The 20,091-nt window shown below is 66.4% G+C and carries 18 protein-coding genes; 13 read left to right on the top strand and 5 right to left on the bottom strand.

What is annotated here, in order from left to right:
- The first annotated feature begins 161 nt into the window (after positions 1 to 161).
- Genes U6958_RS25460 through U6958_RS25450 form a run of 3 tightly spaced genes read left to right on the top strand, consistent with a single transcriptional unit; the run spans position 162 to position 5,024 of the window.
- Complete coding sequence (locus U6958_RS25460) at positions 162 to 2,084, top strand: PrkA family serine protein kinase (RefSeq protein WP_016449756.1); 1,923 nt, start codon at positions 162 to 164, stop codon at positions 2,082 to 2,084.
- Between the two features lie 46 nt (positions 2,085 to 2,130).
- Positions 2,131 to 3,399: a YeaH/YhbH family protein gene (locus U6958_RS25455; RefSeq protein ID WP_016449755.1), complete on the top strand. Its 1,269-nt coding sequence runs from the start codon at positions 2,131 to 2,133 to the stop codon at positions 3,397 to 3,399.
- Entirely contained in the window at positions 3,396 to 5,024 is a 1,629-nt protein-coding gene (locus tag U6958_RS25450; RefSeq protein ID WP_074923155.1) for a SpoVR family protein, read from the top strand. The genes U6958_RS25455 and U6958_RS25450 overlap by 4 nt, the downstream gene beginning before the upstream one ends.
- A 25-nt stretch (positions 5,025 to 5,049) precedes the next feature.
- On the opposite strand, the gene U6958_RS25445 is transcribed toward U6958_RS25450, so the two are convergent.
- Complete coding sequence (locus U6958_RS25445; protein ID WP_016449753.1) at positions 5,050 to 5,358, bottom strand: hypothetical protein; 309 nt, start codon at positions 5,356 to 5,358, stop codon at positions 5,050 to 5,052.
- Positions 5,359 to 5,419: 61 nt separating this feature from the next.
- Positions 5,420 to 6,760 carry an ammonium transporter gene (locus U6958_RS25440; protein ID WP_074923154.1) on the bottom strand — a complete coding sequence of 447 codons (1,341 nt, stop codon included), beginning with the start codon at positions 6,758 to 6,760 and terminating at the stop codon, positions 5,420 to 5,422.
- Positions 6,761 to 6,989: 229 nt separating this feature from the next.
- Between U6958_RS25440 and blaOXA the strand changes: the two genes are divergently transcribed.
- Positions 6,990 to 7,790, top strand: coding sequence for a class D beta-lactamase (gene blaOXA, locus U6958_RS25435; RefSeq protein ID WP_074923153.1), 801 nt, complete (start codon positions 6,990 to 6,992; stop codon positions 7,788 to 7,790).
- Positions 7,791 to 7,916: 126 nt separating this feature from the next.
- Here blaOXA and U6958_RS25430 read toward each other — a convergent pair whose 3' ends face one another.
- From U6958_RS25430 to U6958_RS25420, 3 genes are all read right to left on the bottom strand, one after another.
- Positions 7,917 to 8,657 (bottom strand): SOS response-associated peptidase, encoded by a 741-nt coding sequence (locus tag U6958_RS25430; protein WP_034348002.1) that lies wholly within the window; start codon positions 8,655 to 8,657, stop codon positions 7,917 to 7,919.
- 38 nt (positions 8,658 to 8,695) lie between these two features.
- The gene (locus tag U6958_RS25425) at positions 8,696 to 9,499 is read right to left on the bottom strand and encodes a PhzF family phenazine biosynthesis protein (RefSeq protein WP_074923152.1); all 804 of its coding nucleotides are present in this window, start codon (positions 9,497 to 9,499) and stop codon (positions 8,696 to 8,698) included.
- Positions 9,500 to 9,700: 201 nt separating this feature from the next.
- A complete protein-coding gene (locus U6958_RS25420; RefSeq protein ID WP_074923151.1) occupies positions 9,701 to 11,365 on the bottom strand; it encodes a hypothetical protein in 1,665 nt (554 codons plus the stop codon).
- A gap of 175 nt (positions 11,366 to 11,540) precedes the next feature.
- On the opposite strand from U6958_RS25420, the gene U6958_RS25415 reads away from it, so the two are divergent.
- The 9 genes from U6958_RS25415 to U6958_RS25375 all read left to right on the top strand — a co-directional run bounded on the left by U6958_RS25415 (position 11,541) and on the right by U6958_RS25375 (position 20,052).
- Positions 11,541 to 12,509 (top strand): LuxR C-terminal-related transcriptional regulator, encoded by a 969-nt coding sequence (locus U6958_RS25415; protein WP_074923150.1) that lies wholly within the window; start codon positions 11,541 to 11,543, stop codon positions 12,507 to 12,509.
- Between the two features lie 82 nt (positions 12,510 to 12,591).
- Positions 12,592 to 13,191 (top strand): TetR/AcrR family transcriptional regulator, encoded by a 600-nt coding sequence (locus tag U6958_RS25410; protein WP_012204257.1) that lies wholly within the window; start codon positions 12,592 to 12,594, stop codon positions 13,189 to 13,191.
- Positions 13,192 to 13,269: 78 nt separating this feature from the next.
- The gene (locus tag U6958_RS25405) at positions 13,270 to 14,460 is read left to right on the top strand and encodes an FAD/NAD(P)-binding oxidoreductase (protein ID WP_043791050.1); all 1,191 of its coding nucleotides are present in this window, start codon (positions 13,270 to 13,272) and stop codon (positions 14,458 to 14,460) included.
- Positions 14,461 to 14,511: 51 nt separating this feature from the next.
- Positions 14,512 to 14,940, top strand: a complete 429-nt coding sequence (locus tag U6958_RS25400) for a DUF1641 domain-containing protein (protein ID WP_012204259.1) — start codon at positions 14,512 to 14,514, stop codon at positions 14,938 to 14,940.
- Between the two features lie 183 nt (positions 14,941 to 15,123).
- Positions 15,124 to 16,035 carry an EamA family transporter gene (locus U6958_RS25395; RefSeq protein ID WP_074923149.1) on the top strand — a complete coding sequence of 304 codons (912 nt, stop codon included), beginning with the start codon at positions 15,124 to 15,126 and terminating at the stop codon, positions 16,033 to 16,035.
- Between the two features lie 244 nt (positions 16,036 to 16,279).
- Positions 16,280 to 16,606, top strand: coding sequence for a DUF3649 domain-containing protein (locus U6958_RS25390; RefSeq protein ID WP_074923148.1), 327 nt, complete (start codon positions 16,280 to 16,282; stop codon positions 16,604 to 16,606).
- On the top strand, positions 16,603 to 18,246 hold the full coding sequence (locus U6958_RS25385; protein ID WP_074923147.1) for a PepSY domain-containing protein: 1,644 nt from the start codon (positions 16,603 to 16,605) through the stop codon (positions 18,244 to 18,246). The genes U6958_RS25390 and U6958_RS25385 overlap by 4 nt, the downstream gene beginning before the upstream one ends.
- Positions 18,243 to 18,575 (top strand): DUF3325 family protein, encoded by a 333-nt coding sequence (locus tag U6958_RS25380; RefSeq protein WP_074923146.1) that lies wholly within the window; start codon positions 18,243 to 18,245, stop codon positions 18,573 to 18,575. Before U6958_RS25385 ends, U6958_RS25380 begins: the two co-directional genes overlap by 4 nt.
- Before the next feature lie 346 nt (positions 18,576 to 18,921).
- The gene (locus U6958_RS25375; protein ID WP_244160521.1) at positions 18,922 to 20,052 is read left to right on the top strand and encodes an HAF repeat-containing protein; all 1,131 of its coding nucleotides are present in this window, start codon (positions 18,922 to 18,924) and stop codon (positions 20,050 to 20,052) included.
- Positions 20,053 to 20,091 lie beyond the last annotated feature (39 nt).

Raw genomic sequence — 20,091 nt, 5'->3', positions numbered from 1 at the left:
AGTCCAGGAACCTGACATTGTGACCTCGCGCGCAATGCAGACATGTGGGACGTATGAGCTATTCAAAGCGGATGCAAGGTGCTACAACAGTTCCACACGGTAGCGAATGCCTTGCAACTTCGCGGCACTGTTCGCCCTCGGGTGCCGCCGGGAGAGGTCGTATGGATGTCATCAGCAACTCGGCTGCACGTTACGTTCGCCTTCGCGAAGAAGAGATGTCGCTGGACGAATTTCTCGCCCTGTGCCAGCGCGATCCCATGGCCTACGAGGGCGCCGCCCAGCGCATGCTGGCGGCCATAGGCGAACCCGAAATGGTGGACACGCGCAATGATCCGCGCCTGTCGCGGCTGTTTGCCAACAAGGTCATCCGGCGCTATCCGGCCTTCGCCGAGTTCTACGGCATGGAAGACTCCATCGAGCAGGTGGTGAGCTTCTTCCGCCATGCGGCCCAGGGCCTGGAAGAGCGCAAGCAGATCCTCTATCTGCTGGGCCCCGTGGGCGGTGGCAAGAGCTCCATCGCCGAGCGCCTCAAATACCTGATGCAGAAGGTGCCGTTCTACGCGCTCAAGGGCTCGCCCGTGAACGAGTCGCCGCTGGGCCTGTTCGATCCGGTGGAGGACGGGCCGCTGCTGGAGGAGCAGTTCGGCATTCCCCGGCGCTGCCTCAACCATGTGCTGTCGCCCTGGGCCGTCAAGCGCCTGGAGGAGTTGGGCGGCGACATCCGCCAGTTCCGCGTGGTCAAGCGCTATCCCAGCATCTCCAGGCAGGTGGGCATTGCCAAGACCGAGCCGGGCGACGAGAACAACCAGGACATCTCCAGCCTGGTGGGCAAGGTGGACATCCGCAAGCTGGAAAACTTTGCCCAGGACGATACCGATGCCTACAGCTACTCGGGCGGCCTGTGCCTGGCCAACCAGGGCCTGCTGGAGTTCGTGGAAATGTTCAAGGCGCCCATCAAGGTGCTGCACCCGCTGCTGACGGCCACGCAGGAGAGCAACTACAAGGGCACGGAAGGCTTTGGCGCCATTCCCTTCGACGGCATGGTGCTGGCCCACAGCAACGAGAGCGAGTGGAAGGCCTTCCGCAACAACCGCAACAACGAGGCCTTCCTGGACCGGGTCTACATCGTCAAGGTGCCGTACTGCCTGCGCGTTTCCGAGGAGGTGCGCATCTACGAGAAGCTGATCCGCGAGTCGTCGCTGGCCAGCGCCGTGTGCGCGCCCGGCACGCTCAAGATGATGGCCCAGTTCGCCGTGCTCACGCGGCTGAAGGAGCCCGAGAACTCCAGCATCTTCAGCAAGATGCAGGTCTATGACGGCGAGAGCCTCAAGGACACGGACCCGCGCGCCAAGAGCTTCCAGGAGTACCGCGACTATGCGGGCGTGGACGAGGGCATGTCGGGCATCTCCACGCGCTTCGCGTTCAAGATCCTGTCCAAGGTCTTCAACTACGACAGTACCGAGGTGGCGGCCAACCCGGTGCACCTGATGTATGTGCTGGAGCAGCAGATCGAGCGCGAGCAGTTCCCGGCCGAGCTGGAGACCAAGTACACCAGCTACATCAAGGAATACCTGTCGCCGCACTATGCCGAGTTCATCGGCAAGGAAATCCAGACGGCCTATCTGGAGAGCTACAGCGAGTACGGCCAGAACATCTTCGACCGCTACGTCACCTACGCCGACTACTGGATACAGGACAGCGAGTACCGCGACAACGATACCGGCGAGGCCTTCGACCGCAACGCGCTCAACGCCGAGATGGAGAAGGTCGAGAAGCCCGCGGGCATCGCCAATGCCAAGGACTTCCGCAACGAGATCGTCAACTTCGTGCTGCGCGCGCGGGCCAACAACCAGGGCAAGAACCCCAGCTGGACCAGCTACGAGAAGCTGCGCGTGGTGATCGAGAAGAAGATGTTCTCCAATACCGAGGAACTGCTGCCCGTGATCAGCTTCAACGCCAAGGCCAGTGCCGAGGATGCCCGCAAGCACGAGGACTTTGTCACCCGCATGGAGGCCAAGGGCTATACGTCCAAGCAGGTGCGCCTGCTGTGCGAGTGGTATCTGCGCGTTCGCAAGAGCAACTGACGGGTGGGTGCGCCGCCCTTCGGCGCGCCCGGGCTGGGGGGAACAGATGGCATTGCAAATCATCGATCGCAGGCTGGCCGGCAAGAACAAGTCGGTGGGCAACCGCGAGCGCTTCGTGCGCCGCTACAAGGCGCAGATCGCCGAGGCGGTGCGCCGCGCGGTGGACAAGCGCGGCATCCGCCACATGGAGGAGTCCGAGAGCGTCTCCATCCCGCGCAAGGACATCCGCGAGCCCGTGTTCCACCATGGGCAGGGCGGCGTCCATGACACGGTGCACCCGGGCAACACCGAGCATGTGCGCGGCGACCGCATTGCCCGGCCGCAGGGCGGCGCAGGCGGCGGCGGCTCCCAGGCCAGCGACAGCGGCGAGGGCGAGGACGACTTCACCTTCACCCTGACCAAGGAAGAGTTCATGGAACTGTTCTTTGAAGACCTGGCCCTGCCGCGCCTGCTGCGCACCCACATCGGCAACACCATGCAGTACAAGACGCGCCGCGCCGGATACAGCCACGACGGCACGCCGCACAACCTGGCCCTGCTGCGCACCATGCGCGGCGCCCTGGGCCGGCGCATTGCGCTGACCAAGGCGCCGCACCGCGAACTCAAGGCACTGGAGGAGCAGCTGCAAGCGCTGCTGGCGCAGGACGATGGCACCAGCGAGGCGGCGGCCGAGCTGCAGCAGCGCATCGATGCGCTGAAGCTGCGCATGGGCACGGTGGCCTTTCTCGACCCCATCGACCTGCGGTTTCGCAACCGCACGCGCGTGCCTGCGCCCATCAGCCAGGCCGTGATGTTCTGCGTGATGGATGTGTCCGGCTCCATGGACCAGGACCGCAAGGACCTGGCCAAGCGCTTCTTCATCCTGCTGTACCTGTTCCTGACGCGGCACTACGAGAAGATCGACATCGTCTTCATCCGCCACCACACGCAGGCGGCCGAGGTCAGCGAGGACGAGTTCTTCCACTCCCAGGAAAGCGGCGGCACGGTGGTCAGCAGTGCGCTGGTGCTGCTGGACCAGATCATCCGCGCGCGCTACCCGTCCGGGGACTGGAACATCTACGTGGCCCAGGCCAGCGATGGCGACAACTTCGGCGACGACGGCTCCAACTGCCGCAACCTGCTGGTCGACAAGATCCTGCCGCTGGTGCGCTACTTCGCCTATGTGCAGGTGGTGCAGGAAGAGCAGAGCCTGTGGCAGGAGTACAGCCAGGTGCTGCCGCTGTTCTCGCATTTCGCCATGCGCAAGGTGTCGGACGCCAGCGAGATCTACCCCGTGTTCCGCGACCTGTTCAAGAAAGAGGGGGTATCGGTATGAACCTCTCTCACTATCCCGTGCTGGCGCCCCGCCATGCCACGCCGCAGTGGAAATCCCATCTGGCCAGCGAACGGGCCCAGCGCATCGTGCCCTCCGCGCCGCTGCCGGCGGGGGAGCGGCCGGCCGAGCCTTTGCCCGATCCCAGCGACTGGACCTTCGAGCTGATCGAACGCTATCACGCAGCGATTGCGGCCGCCGCCGAACGCTACGGCCTGGACACCTATCCCAACCAGCTGGAAGTGATCTCGGCCGAGCAGATGATGGACGCCTACGCCAGCGTGGGCATGCCCGTGGGCTACCGCCACTGGAGCTATGGCAAGGAATACATGGCGACGGAGCGGCGCTACCGGCGCGGCCACATGGGCCTGGCCTACGAGATCGTCATCAACTCCAATCCCTGCATCAGCTATCTGATGGAGGAGAACACCACGGCCATGCAGGCCCTGGTGATCGCCCATGCGGCGTACGGCCACAACAGCTTCTTCAAGAACAACTACCTGTTCGGCATGTGGACGGATGCCGGCAGCATCATCGACTATCTGGTCTATGCGCGCGACTTCATCACCCAGTGCGAGGAGCGCCACGGCCTGACGACGGTGGAGCAATGGCTGGACTCCTGCCGTGCCCTGTCCAACCTGGGCGTGGACCGCTACCGCCGCCCCTCCAAGAAAAGCCTGGCGCGCGAGCGGGCCGAGCGCGAGCAGCGCGAGGCCTATGCCCAGCAGCAGGTCAACGAGCTGTGGCGCACCCTGCCGGCCCGCCCGGGCAAGGACAGCGCGGCCCAGCACAGCGAGCGCTTTCCCAAGGAGCCCGAGGAAAACCTGCTGTACTTCATCGAGAAGAACGCCCCGCTGCTGGAGCCCTGGCAGCGCGAGATCGTGCGCATCGTGCGCAAGATCGCCCAGTACTTCTACCCGCAGCGCCAGACCCAGGTGATGAACGAGGGCTGGGCGACGTTCTGGCACTACACCCTGCTCAACACCCTGTACGACGAAGGCTGGCTGACCGACGGCGTGATGATCGAATGGCTGTCCTCCCACACCAATGTCATCTACCAGCCCCCGGCCGGTCACCGCGCCTACAGCGGCATCAATCCCTATGCGCTGGGCTTTGCCATGTACCGCGACATCCGCCGCATCTGCCAGGACCCCACCGAGGAAGACCGCCGCTGGTTCCCCGACCTGGCCGGCACGCCCTGGCTGCCGGCGCTGCACCATGCCATGCAGAACTTCAAGGACGAGAGCTTTGTCGGCCAGTACCTGAGCCCACAGCTGATGCGCGACATGCGCCTGTTCGCCATCCATGACGACGCCAGCGAACGCGAGCTGCTGGTCAGCGCCATCCATGACGACGACGGCTACCGCACCCTGCGCCAGACGCTGTCGCAGCAATACGACCTGGGCGCGCGCGAGCCCAATATCCAGGTCTGGAACGTCAATCTGCGCGGCGACCGCTGCCTCACCCTGCGCCACACCCGCTACCAGGGCCGGCCGCTGTCCGACGATGCGCTGGAAGTGCTCAAGCACGCAGCGCGCCTGTGGGGTTTTGGCGTGCAGCTGGAAAGCGTCAACGGCGATGGCGACGCGCCCGTGCTGCTGCACTCGGTGCCCGCTCCACCGGCCTGATCCTCCTGCCTGAGCCAGCCAGGCCCTAGCGCAGCGTGCCCACGTACTTGCGGTTTTCCGCACGCTGGCGCATCAGCTCGCCGGCGCGCTGCATGAGCGGCGAGCGCTCGGCGGGCCCGGCCAGCGCGGCATTCCAGGCCGCTTCGAAGCGATGGGTCCATTCCACCAGTTCGGGCGTGCTGCGCGCCCCTTCCTGCTCCCGTGCGAAGCGGATGATTTCGGCGGCGTACTCGGCATTGGCCGCCAGCCATTCGGTATCGGTCACGCGGCCGCAGCTTCTGCGCAGCAGCACATGCAGGTGCGCGGCGATGGCCAGGAGTTCGCTTTCGGGCATGTAGTGGCACTCCTTCGGTTTGACGATCATCGGGCGCCGGGCCGCTTTGCGGCTCGGCCGTTCATCCACTCAGGCGTTCGCGGTGCAGCGCCAGGTCCAGGCCCTGCAGTTCGCTTTCCTCATCCACGCGCAGGCCGATCAGCATGTCCAGCAACCACAGCAGCACTGCCGTGGCCACCAGCGTGAACAAGGCCACGGCCAGCACGCTCACGGCCTGGGTGAGCACGCTGGCCTGCACGCCGCCGATCTGCGGACTGGCAAACACGCCGGTCAGCAGCGATCCCACGATGCCGCCCACGCCATGCACGCCAAACACATCCAGCGAATCGTCCGCGCCCAGCAGCCGCTTGAGGCCCGTGGCGCCCCAGTAGCAGGCGACACCGGCGATCAGGCCGATGCACAGCGCCGACAGCGGCGTCACGAAACCGGCTGCCGGCGTGATCGCCACCAGGCCGCCGACCAGCCCCGAGCACAGCCCCAGCAGCGTGGCCTTGCCGCGCACCACGTACTCGGCCAGCGACCAGGCCAGGGCGCCCGCGCTCGCGGCAATGTGGGTGACGGCCAGCGCCAGCGCCGCGCGGCTGTCCCCGGCCAGCGATGAGCCGGCGTTGAAGCCGAACCAGCCCATCCACAGCAGGGCCGCGCCCATCATGGTCAGGGCCAGGTTGTAGGGCTCGAAGGGCTCGTGCCCGTAGCCGCGGCGCGGCCGCAGGAACCAGGCGCAGACCAGCCCGGCCACGCCCGCGTTCACATGCACCACGGTGCCCCCGGCAAAGTCCAGCGCGCCCATGCGCGCCAGCCAGCCGCCCGGCTCCCACACCCAGTGCGCCACCGGTGCATAGACCAGCAGGCTCCACAAGCCCACGAAGATCAGCATGGCACCGAAGCGCATGCGCTCCACCCAGGCGCCCACCAGCAAGGCGGCGGTGATCACGGCAAAGGCCAGCTGGAACATGGCATAGGCTGCTTCGGGCACATGCGGCGCCAGGTGGCTCACGGCCACCAAGCCCTTGGCGGCGTTGAAATCCAGCCCCGCGAACCAGGCGCGCGAATCACCGCCTATCCACGCATTGCCGGGCGTGAAGGCCAGCGAATAGCCCAGTGCGAACCACAGAATGCTGACCAGGCAGGCAATCGCCACCACGCTGGCCATGGTGTTGAGCACGTTCTTGCGGCGCACCATGCCCGCATAGAACAGCGCAATGCCGGGCAGCGTCATCAGCAGCACCAGCACCGTGGCCGTCATCAGCCAGACCGTGTCCACGGCGCTGATGGATTCCACCGCCACCAGCGAAGGCCGCGTGATCGCCTGCTCGGCCGCCTGCGCCGCCTGCACCGCACCAAGGACCGCGACCCATCCTCCCGCCACCAATGTTCTCAATGCCCGTGCGCACCTGTGCATGCAATGACTCCCTTGTTTGTTGTGGTCATGGGGCCGTCTGCCGTTGCCGCCATGGCTGCATTGGCCGGCCTGCAGCGGCCTTGCACAAGTCGTGCCAGCGCAGACGGGGCCCTTGGGGGCCGTGCGATGCAGCCGGAACACCAAAACGGGAAAACCGCGAGTCAAAACAGGGCAGCCGGGCGGGCGGTGCACCATCGCCGTGCGGTGGTGCAGCTCTTAAACTGCCGGCATGAATCGAAGAAATCTGATGTGCGCCGCGCTGCTCGCCTGTCTGTCACAGGCGGCGCTGGCGGCTGCCGAACTGCAGGACAGGCCCGAATGGGCCCGCTTTTTTGCCGATGCCAAGGTCGATGGCAGCATCGTCGTGGTCGATGCCAGAGGCCCGGCCGAAGCCGTCTACGTCCACAACCGTGAACGCGCGGCGCGGCGCTACTCGCCCGCTTCCACCTTCAAGATCCCGCACAGCCTGTTCGCGCTGGACGCCGGGCTGGTGCGGGATGAATTCCAGCGCATTGCCTGGGATGGCGTGAAGCGCCAGTTGCCGGCCTGGAATGCCGATCAGGACCTGCGCTCGGCCATGCGCAACTCCACCGTCTGGGTGTACGAACGCTTTGCCGGGGAACTGGGCAGCGCGCGCGAGGCCGCCTACATGCGCAAGATCGACTACGGCAATGCGCTGGCCACGGGCGAGGCGCCTTTCTGGGTGGAGGGCGACCTGGCCATCTCGGCGCTGGAGCAGGTGGCCTTCCTGCAGCAGCTGTACCGCAATCGGCTGCCATTGCCGGTGGAACACCAGCGGCTGGTGAAGGACGTGATGATCAACGAGGCCGGCACCGACTGGATACTGCGCGCCAAAACCGGCTGGACGGGCCGTATCGGCTGGTGGGTGGGCTGGGTGGAATGGCCTGCCGGCCCCGTGTTCTTCGCCATGAACATGGACACGCCCCACCGGCTGGCCGACCTGCCCAAGCGCCAGGCCATCACGCGCGACATCCTGCGCTCCATCAACGCGTTGCCCAAGGCGCCGTAGCGCGCGGGACAAGGCCCATGCGTCAGCCCATCAGCCCGTCAGCCCATCAGCCCATCAGCCCATCAGCCCATCAGCCCATCAGCCCATCAGCCCATCAGCCCATCAGCCCATCAGCCCATCAGCCCATCAGCCCATCAGCCCTGGAGGCCGCTTGTCGGCCTTGCGCTCCACGGGGTTGGCGGTGAGCCAGTTGGAGGGGTACTGGCGCATGAACTCGCGGGCCTTTTCCACGCGCGCGTTGAGCCAGGCGTCGTAGGCGCCTTCGTTGAGAATCGCCGGCATGCGCTTTTCCGCGCCGGGCTGCTGGTAGCGGTGCAGCAGCGCATGGCTGTTGGCGTTGACCGTGAGCAGGGCGTAGCTCAGCAGCACCTCGCCATCCGGGCCCGTCCACTGCGCCCACACGCCGGCCACGCCCATGGGCTTGCCGTCGATGCGCGAGATGCGCGTGGGCAGGGCCTTGCCGTTGCGGTAGTCATCCTCGAAAAAGGCGGCCATGGGCACGATGCAGCGCTGGCCATTGAGCCAGGCATCGCGGAAGGCCTGGGCCGTGGAGACGGTCTCCGAACGCGCATTCACCAGCTTGAGCGCGCGCAGCCGTCCATCGGAGGCCGACTTCACCCAGTGCGGCACCAGGCCCCATTGGGCGGCAACCAGCTCGCGTGCGGGCGGTGCCGCAGGCGCGGGCGGTGTGTCGGAAGCGGAGGGTTCTTGCTGTTCGGTGGCGGCATCCGCGGCCACGGCGGCGCTGCGGATGAAAAAGCCGGACTTGCGCGGTGTCATGTTGCGCTCGCTGGCGGCAGGCGCCTCCACGCCGAAGGCGTCGCGGTAGGCGTCGGCTTGCGACAGGGATTCGTAGTGGGTACTCATGCGCGGATGGTACCTGCGTGCCAGCGCAAAGTCGGGCGTCAGACGGTAATGGTCCCGGTCAGATAACGCGCGCAATGGCCGGCCACCTCGACGCTGGCATCGGTCACCTCGCAAAACAGCGTGCCCGTGCGGCGAGAGGCCTGGTGGCCGATCAGACGGTTCTTGCCCAGCCTGCCCGCCCAGTAGGGCGCAAGCGCCGCATGGATGGAGCCCGTGACGGGATCTTCCTCGCCGCCATTGGCGGGCCAGAAGTAGCGGCTGACGAAGTCATGGGAGGCGCCCGCATCCGCAGGCGCCGTCACCACCACGTCCAGCGGGCCCAGCGATTTGAGGCGCTCCAGGTCCGGCTTGACGGCTCGCACCTGGTCTTCGGTTGCGTAGACGGCCACGTAGGCCTGCTGGTTCACGAGATAGGCCGTGGGTGCGGGCGTCAGGCCTTCGCGCAGTGCGGCGGGCACCTCATCCAGCGGCTTGGCATCGCGGCGCGGGAAGGTCATGACGATGCGTCCGCCATCCTCCTGCGTGGCGGTGACCTTGCCCACGGCAGCGGCCCAGAACGTGATGCTGCTCAGCGCCGGGTCGGCCTCGAAGAGCACGAAGGCGCTCGCCAGCGTGGCGTGGCCGCAGAACGCGATCTCGGTCAGGGGGGAGAACCAGCGGATCTCGAAGGCGGCGCGCTCGCCACTCCAGACCAGGAAAGAGGTCTCCGAAAGATTGTTCTCGGCGGCAATGGCCTGCAGCGTGGAATCGGCAAGCCATGCATCCAGGGGAATGACGGCGGCCTGATTGCCCTTGAATCGTTCCGATGTGAATGCGTCGATGACGTGGATGGGGAGTTGCATTTGCAAAAGGCCTTTGGGTCGGATTCGTGTGCAGCCCGTCATTGTTGTCTCTGTCTCCAATGGCTGCGCGCGGATTCTACGGTCCGGCAGGATGGAGCTGAGGCATGCATGCCCGGCATGCCGGCCCACGCGGCTGCGGGGCGCCGCGTGGGATGCCTCGCCCCATCCCTTGCTTGAAATGCCCGCTCCCGGCTGCAAGGCTCACTCAATGCCCAGAACCGTTTTCATGGCAGCCCAGGCCACGCCGTTCAGCCGGGTGGAATAGCTGAGCGCCTGGTCTTCGCTGGCAATGGCGGCAGGCAGGCGATAGCCGAATACGCTGCCGTCGAATTCCGTATAGCCCCGCGTCACGCCTTGCATGAAGGTCTTGCCAGGGAAGTCGGCAAAGCTCAGCAGGCGCACGCCCTGGGAGGTGGAGAGGGTGTACGCGCTTTGCGAATGCACGGTGCAGGCGCCCAGATCGCTGTAGGCCGGAGGGGTGGACTCACAGCTGTAGAACTGGGCGTTGGCCGCATCGATGAAGGCCACGCGCAACACATGGTTGGCATCGACCGGCCCCGCCGCCCCGACTGTCGAGGCGCGCACGGTGGCTGGAGTCGACAGGTTCACCGCGCTGGCCGGGCGGCCGGCAATCATGGCTTCCAGCGTGGCGAAGCCGAAGCGGTCCGTGGCCGTGTTGTTGATGAAGGCCGGCGACCGGTTCAACTGCACCGACAGTGCAGTGCGCATCTGTGCGCCCTGCGGGAAGACGGCCGAGCCCAGCGTGGCAGGGTCCATTTCGATGGAGCGGTCATGGCGGATGCCCTCGGCCTGCAGCGTTGTGTCTCCGGCACGCAATTGCGTGATGACTTCGGCCATGGGCTTGCCGCTGACGTCCTGCGAAGCGGTGGTAAAGCCCAGGTAGGCGGTGGACTGGTTGCACAGCAGCGTGCGCGAGGGAACCCCCTGTGTCGTCAGGCGCGCAACGGAACTGTCGCAGCGCGTCCATCCGGTGCTGGTGAGCGTGACGGACGGGAACAGCGCTTCCTGCGTACTGGGTGCACCGTTGGTTTTTCCGCTGCGTGTCTCGAACTGGTGGGCAAAGCCGTCTGCCTGGACGACGCCGTCGGACCTGCGTTCACGCACGGAGTAGTTCTGCGCGTTGCCATAGTTCAGGAACGCCAGTTGGTTCGATGCCACGGCCGCTGCGCCAGGTGCCGTCACCTGAATAGGCACGCCCATCTCAAGCGCGTAGGCGGTGACCTTGGCGGCTGTGCGCGCGGTATCCGCAAGCACGGCGGCACTGGAGGCCGCGTCGCTCTGGTAGTCGTAGATCCTGGCGGCGTCGATGCCGAGCTGGCGGGCCACTGCAGCCTCGGCCACTTCCCTGGCCGTGCCGGCCGCGATGGCCTTTTGCACCAGGCTGGTCAGTGGATTGATCTGCGCGGATTTGCCAGCCGGTGCAGACAGCACGAACGCCTTGGCTGTGGCGGTGCTGGTGGGGTCCGCAGCGTCCACGGATTCGGGTGTGATGCGAGCCAGCACGGGAGCCTGGTTGAAGGCAGCGGTGGCTGCCGCATCGCCGGGTTGATAGGTCAGGCTGAACGTGCCGTCGCTGCCGGTGGCCGCTGCGCTGGGCTCGCCCGTGTCGCAGGCTGCATTGGCGTTCAGATCCACGCAGACTGCAGCGTTGCGCACGGCCTGGTCGATGGCGACGGTGCCTGACAGCGTGATGGCCGGCTGTGTCACGGTGCCGCCGCCGGTGCCCCCGCCGCTGTCGGTGCCGCCGCTGCCTCCTCCACAGGCATAGAGGCTTGCAACAAGGCCGCACAGCAGCAAAGGGCGCACGGCGGGAAAGGAAGTGGATGCACTGGGGTGGATTTGCATGGTGTCGGTACAGGAATGTGGGTGGCAAGCCAACTCTATGTGTGACACGCAACAAACAAAATGATGCAATTGCACTATCCTGAAGCGCTGCCGGGGTGGGGCAAGAGGGCACGCTCGCGCAACACCCGCCCGTGCAGTCGATCTCAACGTATCGAAGAGAGGCAGGCAAGCCGCCATGGACGCTGCATACAACCACCTGCTGCTGAACCTCTACCGGCTATCGCACGAGCAGCCTGTCGAACATTTCCAGGACCAGGCGCTGGACCTGCTCAAACCCGTGCTGCCCTTCGACTCGGCCATGTGGGGCTCGGCCACCATGACGGCGGCCGGCATCGATATCCACACCATCCACCTTCATCGGCAGCCACCCGAAATGCTGCAGGCCTATGAAGAGGTCAAGCACCTGGACACGGCGGCGCAGGCCGTCACCATGCATCCCAGCGAGACGCTGGCCTTCGAAGCGAGGACCTGGTTCAGTGGCCGGCATCAGGGGGCGCTGCGCGACTACGGCAGGCGCTTCGAGCAGTCGCACTTCTTCATCGGCGGGATGCTGAACCCGAGCACTCTTTACACGCGCTGGCTCACGCTGTTTCGCGCCCGCACGGATGCGCATTGCACCGAGGGCGAGCGCCAACTGCTGGCCGCGCTGCTGCCCCATGTGCAGCAGGCGCTGGAACTCAACCGCCTCACGCATCTGGGGCAGCTTCGGCAGGGCCTGGCCCGTGATCGGTTGGGCTCGGCACTGGCAGACCCGCGCGGCATCATCCACCACATGGACGTCGTCTTCGAGCACGCCTCGCGCGCCGAATGGCCGGGCTGGCAAGGTCCTCGCCTGCCTGCGGCCGTGCAGACTGCGGCACAGGGCGGCGCCCATCGTCTGGTGGCCCACACCCTGGTCATCACGCTGTTCACGCAGCACGGTCTGCTGTGGTTGCGAGCGCGCCCCCGGTGCGCAGCCGACGGGCTGTCCCCCCGCGAAGCCACGGTTGCCCGGCTTGTGGTCCGGGGCCTGACCCACAAGCAGATTGCAGTCCAACTCCAGCGTGCTCCTGCCACGGTGCGCAATCAGATCCGCTCCATCTACGAAAAGCTGGGCATTGCCAACGTGGCATCGCTTGCCGAGGCACTCCGGCTGATGGATTGAGGCCAAGGTCCAGGAAAACCCTGGTGTAGTTTGCACGTGCTTGTGAAAAATAGAATGAAGATTCGTTCTACGATCATTTCCCATGCAAGACGAGGCCTGGACCTTCTTTCCGCATGCGGGTTCGCGCCATGTGCAGACGCTGCGCGTGGCGCTCAGGCTGTTCGTGGAGCGGGGCTTCTTCAATACCTCGATACAGGACCTGTGCGCCGAGGCCGGCGTGTCCATCGGTTTCTTCTACAACCACTTTGCCGACAAGGAAGGCATTGCGCGCGAGCTGTACCGGCATTTGCTGGCGCGCATGAATGTGCTGCTCGACGATATCGAGGAGCGGCACGCGGGCAGCGCCCAGCGCTGCCGCGAGGTGCTGCGCATGCTGTTCGGGCTGGCCGAGGCCGAGCCCGAGGCCATGGGCTTCGTGGTCAATGCGCGCCACCGCGAGTTTCTGCCCGACGAGCAGGCCATCTGCTCGGCCTCGGCCTTCGTGCGCATGCGCGGCTTCGTGTTCGCCGGCATGACCGATGGCGAGATCCGCCAGATGGAGCCCATGGTGGCGGCCAGCCTGATGTACGGCAGCGCGATCCGCATGATCTGCCTGCGGCTGGACGGCATCATCGACACGCCCATAGAGCCCCTGTTCGACGCGCTCTGGGACGGGGTGTGGCGATCGCTCAAGCCTGACTGAGCGGCGCATTTTCCGGCGCGGGCGCCGTGCGGCGCCAGCGGTTGTTCCACTGAGGCGAAAGCACAAGGAGTAGCAGGGATGGCGCATCACATCTTGATCATCGGAGGGGGCATTGGCGGCACCATGACCGCCAACCACCTGGTCAGCAAGCTGTATCCGGAGGTGGTCACGGGCAAGGTGCGCATCACCATGCTGTCGAACTCGCCCTGGCACTACTACAAGCCTGCCTTCATGTACGTGGCCTTCAATGCCTTCTTCCGCGACGAGTTGCGGCGCAGGCAGCGCGGCCTGCTGCGGCCCGAGATCGACTTCCAGGTGGAAGAGGTGGAGCGTTTCGACTTTGCGCTGCAGGCCGTGCACTGCAGGAGCGGCAAGCGCTTCGGCTACGACCATCTGGTGATCTCCACGGGCTGCGTGCCCTCGCCCGAGCGCATCGAAGGCCTGGCCGAGGCCGGCGACCACTTCTACCAGCACGCGCCCGCGCGGCAGCTGGCCGACAAGCTGTCGCGCATAGAAAAGGGCCGCATCTTCGTCACCGTGACCTTTCCCAAGACGCCCAATGTGCCGCACCAGTGCGGCATCGCGCCCATAGAGACCACGCTGATGCTGGACGACCTGCTGCGCCGGCGCGGCGTGCGCGACAAGGTGGAAATCGTCTACACCTATCCCACGGTCTCGCAGCTGCTGCGCAACTGCCTGTTCCTGCAGAAGGACACCTGCGAGATCCTGCCCACGGTGTTCGAGCAGCGCGGCATTCGCCACCAGCGCGGATTCACGCTGGCGCGCGTGGACCCCGAGGCCAAGGTGGCCCACTCGGAAGAGGGCCAGGCCGAGGACTTCGACATCCTCATGGCCACGCCGCCCATACGCGCCGTGCAGGCCGTGCGCGACTGCGGCCTGTCGCAGGCGCAGGACGGCGAGGGCTGGCTGCCCACCGACCACGAGACCATGCAGGTGCTGGGCCAGAGCCATGTCTATGTGCTGGGCGATACGGTGGACCTGCCGGTGAGCAAGGCCGGCGGCGCCTGCCACAACCAGTCGCCCGTGGTGGTGAACAACATCGCCTCGCAGATCCGCTTCGGCCGCACCAGCGATGCCTACGACGGGCGCGTGGTGGCCATCGCCCAGATGGGCCTGGACGGCGGCATGCCGCTTTGGTACGACTACCAGGTCGACGTCAAGCCCACGCCGCCGACCAAGGTCGGCTCGATGATGCGCAAGGGCTTCAACCGCGGCATGTACTGGGCCGTGGCCCGCGCCCTGGTCTGAGGCCAGGGCCTTTGCATTGTCATTCCAAGCACGAAGACAAGGAGCACCGAGATGAACATCGCTTCCGACATTCCCGTGGCGCAGCCCGCCGCTGGCGGCCTGCTGCAGGACGACGCCGCGCTGCAGGGGCTGGCCGAACTGATGGGCAAGCTGGAGCCGCTGCTGGCGGGCCGGCGCCTGAACCGCGTGGTCGATCTGCTGTCGGCCACGGCGGACCTGGTGGACATGGCAGACGACTACATGGTCGAGAAGGTCGCCAAGGCCTTCGAGGATGGTGTGGGCGGGGCCTGGGCCGCGGGCAATGCCGCGCGCATGGCGGCGGCCCAGGTGCAGGCCATGGAGGAAACGCCCACCCTGATCGGCCTGATGCGCATGGCACGCGAGCCCGATGTGCGGCGCGGCCTGGCCTTCATGCTGGCCATGGCCGGCGCGCTGGGGCGCCAGCATGCCCACGATCCCATCGACTACGCGGCGGACTGAAACGCAGGGCCGAGCCACGGCCGCCCGGCAGCGCACGGGCTGCGGTGGTACAAACGCCGGGGGCGGATGTGATCCGCCCCTTTCTTTTTGCCCATTGCCCGCCATGCCTTCCTCCTGTTCCTTGCCGGTGCTGCCGGCCGCTGTCCCTGACCATTGCAGGCCCCGCCGCACCGAGGGCAGGGCATGACCGCGCAGCACCTGAGCCGTGGCGACTGGGCGCGTGCGCTGCTGGTCATCCTGATCTGGGGCACCAACTTCGTGGCCATGAAGTTCGGTCTGCTGACGCTGTCGCCCATGCTGCTGAGCGCGCTGCGCTTCGTGGTGGCGTCGCTGCCCTTTTTGCTGTTCGTGCGCCCGCCCAAGTCGGTGGGCTGGCGCTATCTGGCCGCCTATGGGCTGGTGCAGGGCGTGGGCCAGTTCGGCATGCTGTTCCTGGGCCTGAAGCTGGGCATGCCGGCCGGCATGGCCTCGGTGGTGCTGCAGACGCAGGCCTTCGTCACGCTGCTGCTGGCCGCCTTCCTGCTGGGCGAGCCCGCGCGCCTGTGGCATTGGCTGGGCCTGGTGGTGTCGCTGGGCGGGCTGGTTGCCATTGGCAGCGCCCATGGCGAAGGCGACAACGCCATGACGCTGGCCGGCTTTTTGCTGACCGTGGGCGCAGCCTGCATGTGGGCCGTGTCCAACATGATCACGCGCTATGCGGCGCGCAGCGGCCCCTACGAGCCTTTCCCCTTCATCGTCTGGAGCAGCATCTTTCCCATCGCGCCGCTGATGGCCCTGGCCGTCTGGACCGATGGCGCGGATACGGTCGTGCAGCAACTTGCGGGGATCGACCTGACCGCCGTGGCCTCCATCCTGTACCTGGCGCTGCTGGCCACGCTGCTGGGCTACGGCCTGTGGACGCGCCTGCTGCAGCGCTATGCGGCCGGCACGGTGGCGCCGCTGTCTCTGATGGTGCCCGTGGTGGGCCTGGTCTCGGCCATGCTGCTGCTGGGCGAGCGGCCCACCTTCATGCAGTGGATGGGCACGCTGGCCGTGCTGGCGGGCATGGTGATCAACCAGTTCGGCGGGCGCTGGCTGGCGGGGCGGACGCGATAGGGGAAAAGGCGCCAGGGAGATGGTCGGGGCCGGTGGCAGGAGGCCGGCTTTGCATTTCTTTGAATGACTCGGGTAATAAAAATCATTATCATTCCCGCTCTTTGAAGGGCGGCGTGCTCCAGGCGCGCGGCCAACGCCCGGCGCCGCACAGACCTTGAACTGTTGTGGCGCCTTTGTCCGTCCGGGCCTGCGCTGCGGCCGCGGCGTCCATGACGGGCAACGATCCGCAAGAAAGGTCATCCCCATGCAAGCCTCGACCCCGGGAGGGTCCTCTCCATCCTTGCTGCGCTATCGCGTGGCCGTGGCCTCGCGCGCCTTGGCGGCGATCGGCGGCGGCTATCTGCTGTCGGCCGCCTGCGCCGCCACGGGCGCGCGCGCCATGGTCTGGCTGGGCGTGGAACGGGCCGATGCGGCGCTGGGCTCGACCCTGCTGGCCTTCATCATCTACGCCGTGGCGGCCATATGGGCCTTTGGCTGCGCCAGCGCCTGGCGCGCCTGGGCCGTGATCGGCCTGCCGGGCGCGGGCCTGGGACTTCTGGCCTGGATGCTGTCGAACGGAGCCGCCGCATGAGGGCAGACGGCAAACCCGAGGGACTGCGCCAGTCCATGTCCTGGCTGCACACCTGGAGCGGCCTGCTGCTGGGCTGGCTGCTCTACGCGGTGTTCTTCACGGGCACCCTGAGCTACTTCCGCGACGAGATCAACGACTGGATGCGGCCCGAGCTGCACGGCTCGGTGCAGGACGCCGACACCGCGCAGCGCGCACTGGACGCCATGCAGCGCATCGCGCCGGAGGCCACGACCTGGACGCTGGGCCTGCCCGGCCCGCGCCAGGTGGCGGTGGCCGCATCCTGGCGCGAGCCCGGCGCCGCCACGGGCCGCGCAGGCACCAAGCGCGCCGAGATCGACGCCGCCACGGGCGAGAAGCTGGAGCCGCGCGAGACACGCGCCGGCAACTTCTTCTACCGCTTCCACTTCGAGCTGCACGCCATGCCGCGCATCTGGGGCCGCTGGATCGTGGGCTTCGCCACCATGCTGATGTTCGTGGCCATCATCACGGGCGTGATCACGCACAAGAAGATCTTCACGGACTTCTTCACCTTCCGCCCGCGCAAGGGCCAGCGCTCCTGGCTGGACGCGCACAACGCCACGGCCGTGCTGGCATTGCCGTTTCACATCGTCATCACCTTCAGCGGCCTGGTGCTGCTGATGTTCATGCTCATGCCCTGGGGCATACAGGCGGCCTACAACGGCGACACCAATGCCTACTTCGCCGATGTGCGGGGCGCGCGCGGGCAGGCGGTCAACCAGGGCCCGGGCGCGCGCGGTGGCAAACAGGAGCGCCAGGTGGCCGCGCTGGCCGACATCGCGCCCATGCTGGCCGAGGGCGCGCGCCGCTGGCCCGAGCACGGCGTGGGCAGCATCACCGTCAACGCGCCCGGCACCTCGCGCGCGGTGGTCGAGTTGCGCGAAGGCGGCGGCATGAGCCTCATCAACCGGGGCCAGTCCGAGACGCTGCGCTTCGACGGCGTGACCGGCCAGTTGCAGGCCAGCCCCGAGGCGCCCGCCATCTCATGGGTGCGCGCCACCAGCAACGTGATCACCGGCGTGCACCTGGGCCGCTTTGCAGAGCCGGCCACGCGCTGGCTGCTGCTGCTCAGCGGCGTGGTCGGCACCTTCATGGCCGCGTCGGGCATGGTGCTGTGGGTGGTCAAGCGCATGCCCGAGCGCCGCAAGCTGGGCCGCACGCCCTTCGGCCACCGTCTGGTGGAGGTGCTCAACGTGGGCTCCATTGCGGGCCTGTCGGTGGCCGTGGCCGGCTTCTTCTGGCTCAACCGCCTGCTGCCCGTGCCCATGCAGGGGCGTGCCGACTGGGAAATCAACGGCTTCTTCATCATCTGGCTGCTGTGCCTGCTGCATCCGCTGCGGGTCTCGCACCGCAATGCCTGGCTGCAGCAGATGGCGCTGGCCGCCGTGCTGTACGCGCTGCTGCCCCTGCTCAACCTGCTGACGGGCGGCGCATCGCTGGTGCAGACCCTGGGCAACGGGCAGTGGAGCATCGCCAGCTTCGAGCTGCTGATGCTGGGCCTGGCCGCCATCCACGGCGTGGTGGCTTGGTGGCTGCTGCGCGGCAAGCCGGCAGCGGCTGCAGCCCCCCGCACGCAAGCCCGCACCGCCAGCCATGCCCCCACGCTGGAGCGCGCGTCATGATGATTCTTGCCGCCTTTTTTCTGGCCTTTGCAGGCTTTGCCGTCATCGCCGCTTCCATGGGCCGGCACCAGGACCAGCTGGGCACCGAAGGCCTGGCACCCGCGCGCCTGAAGGCCTGGCGGCTGGCCGGCTACGCGCTGCTGGCCCTATCGCTGGCGCCCTGCCTGCTGCGCTGGAATGCCTCGGTGGCCGTGGCCGCCTGGCTGGGCCTGCTGACCTTTGCGGCCCTGGCCCTGGGCCTGCTGCTGACCTATGCGCCGCAGTTCGCGCGGCGTGTGGCGATTGTGGCTGCTGCCGCAGGATTGGGGACTTGGCTGCTGCTGGGCTGAGCGGGCAGGTCTTTCGCTTCGCTTTTTCCTGTTTTCCTTTGAGTGAATCACACGGCGGGGCCCCTTGCGGGCCCCGCCCCATTGCTGAGCATGCAAATGGTGCGGACCTTCTATTAATTGTGATTTATCAATAACAATCACATATTTGTGCGCAAAGATCGCTGCGTGATTGAATATCAATATTCAGCATCTGATTTCAATCCATCAGTCAGAAACAAGTTCGATTCGTGTTGTCAAACTGTGGTTCTTTGGCAGGAGAATGCGTATGACTGTTCCGGCATTTTATTTCCCTCTGGTTTTGACTGGCGGCTTGATGCTTGCCTCCAGTATGGCTCAGGCAGGACCCATGCAGGATATAGGGACTGCCTCGGGTCCGCAGTGCGCAGGCCTGGATGTCAATAATTCCGGATATGTGGTGGGCGCCTGTGCAGAGGCCAATGGATCTGCCTCGGGCTTTGTTGCCCTGGCGCCCGGCAGCGCGGTGGATCTGGCACATCTGGTCGATGGTCGCAATTGCGTGGCAGGCGCCATCACCAACGTGGGCCGTCTGGTCGGGTGGTGCATGAACAGCAATTCGCTGCCCACTGGCGTGGTCTGGAATGCCACGGCGCCCACCACCGTCCAGGCCCTGCAGGCCCTTGTGGGCGGCGTGCGCACCAAGGTGACCGCGCTCAGCCAGAGTGGCGCGGTCGCGGGTGTCAGCCTCAATGCCGACAACACGGCCTTGCCGGTGATGTGGCGCAACAACGAAACCACGGCACGCACGCTGCCGGCGGGCCTGCTGGGCCTGGTTGCCACGAACTGCGTGCCCGCCGATGTGGACGACCATTCCGTGAATCCGACGATGCCCAATATCGTCGGCAACTGTCCCGGCTCCAGCGGCCGGCCCCAGCCCGTGCTGTGGTCCCCGGGGCTGCTGGGAACCTACGCCTCCGCCGCGCTGCCGCTGCCTGCCGATGCGCTGCACTGCCGCGCTTCCCAGGTGGTGAACTCGCGCATTCTGGGCCATTGTGATTTTGGTGCACAGGGCGGTCATGCCGTGCTGTGGAGCAATCCGGCTTCGGCGCCGCTGGTGTTGTCCACGGGCGCGCAGCGCAGCAGTGCCAAGACGCTGAACGCCAATGGCCGGGTCATCGGCAAGTACAGCAACACCAACGGCGATCCCGTTCCCTTCCACTGGGACACCACGACCAATGTGCGCACCGACATCCCCGCGCCAACCGGTGGCATGCATGCCTCGGTGTCTGACATAGGCGACAACGGCAATGTGGTGGGCAGCAGCGAGATGAGCGACGGTACGCGCCATGCGTTCAAGTGGACCCTGGCCGGAGGATCGGTGGACCTGGGTACGCTGCCGGGTGGCAAGAACAGCGGCGCCATTGCGCTCAGCCAGGATGGCTGCTATCTGACGGGCGGCAGCGAGACGGGCTCGGGGCAGGATACGCATGCGTTTGTGCAGAACCTGTGTGCGCCTTGAATGAATATGCCTCTTTTCATATTTTCAATGAATGGAGTG

It is taken from the genome of Delftia lacustris, assembly GCF_040267515.1.
GTDB classification, from domain to species: Bacteria; Pseudomonadota; Gammaproteobacteria; order Burkholderiales; family Burkholderiaceae_C; genus Comamonas; species Comamonas tsuruhatensis.
The sequence above is the reverse complement of the archived record's forward strand: the minus strand, read 5'-3'. Positions and strand labels throughout refer to the sequence as shown.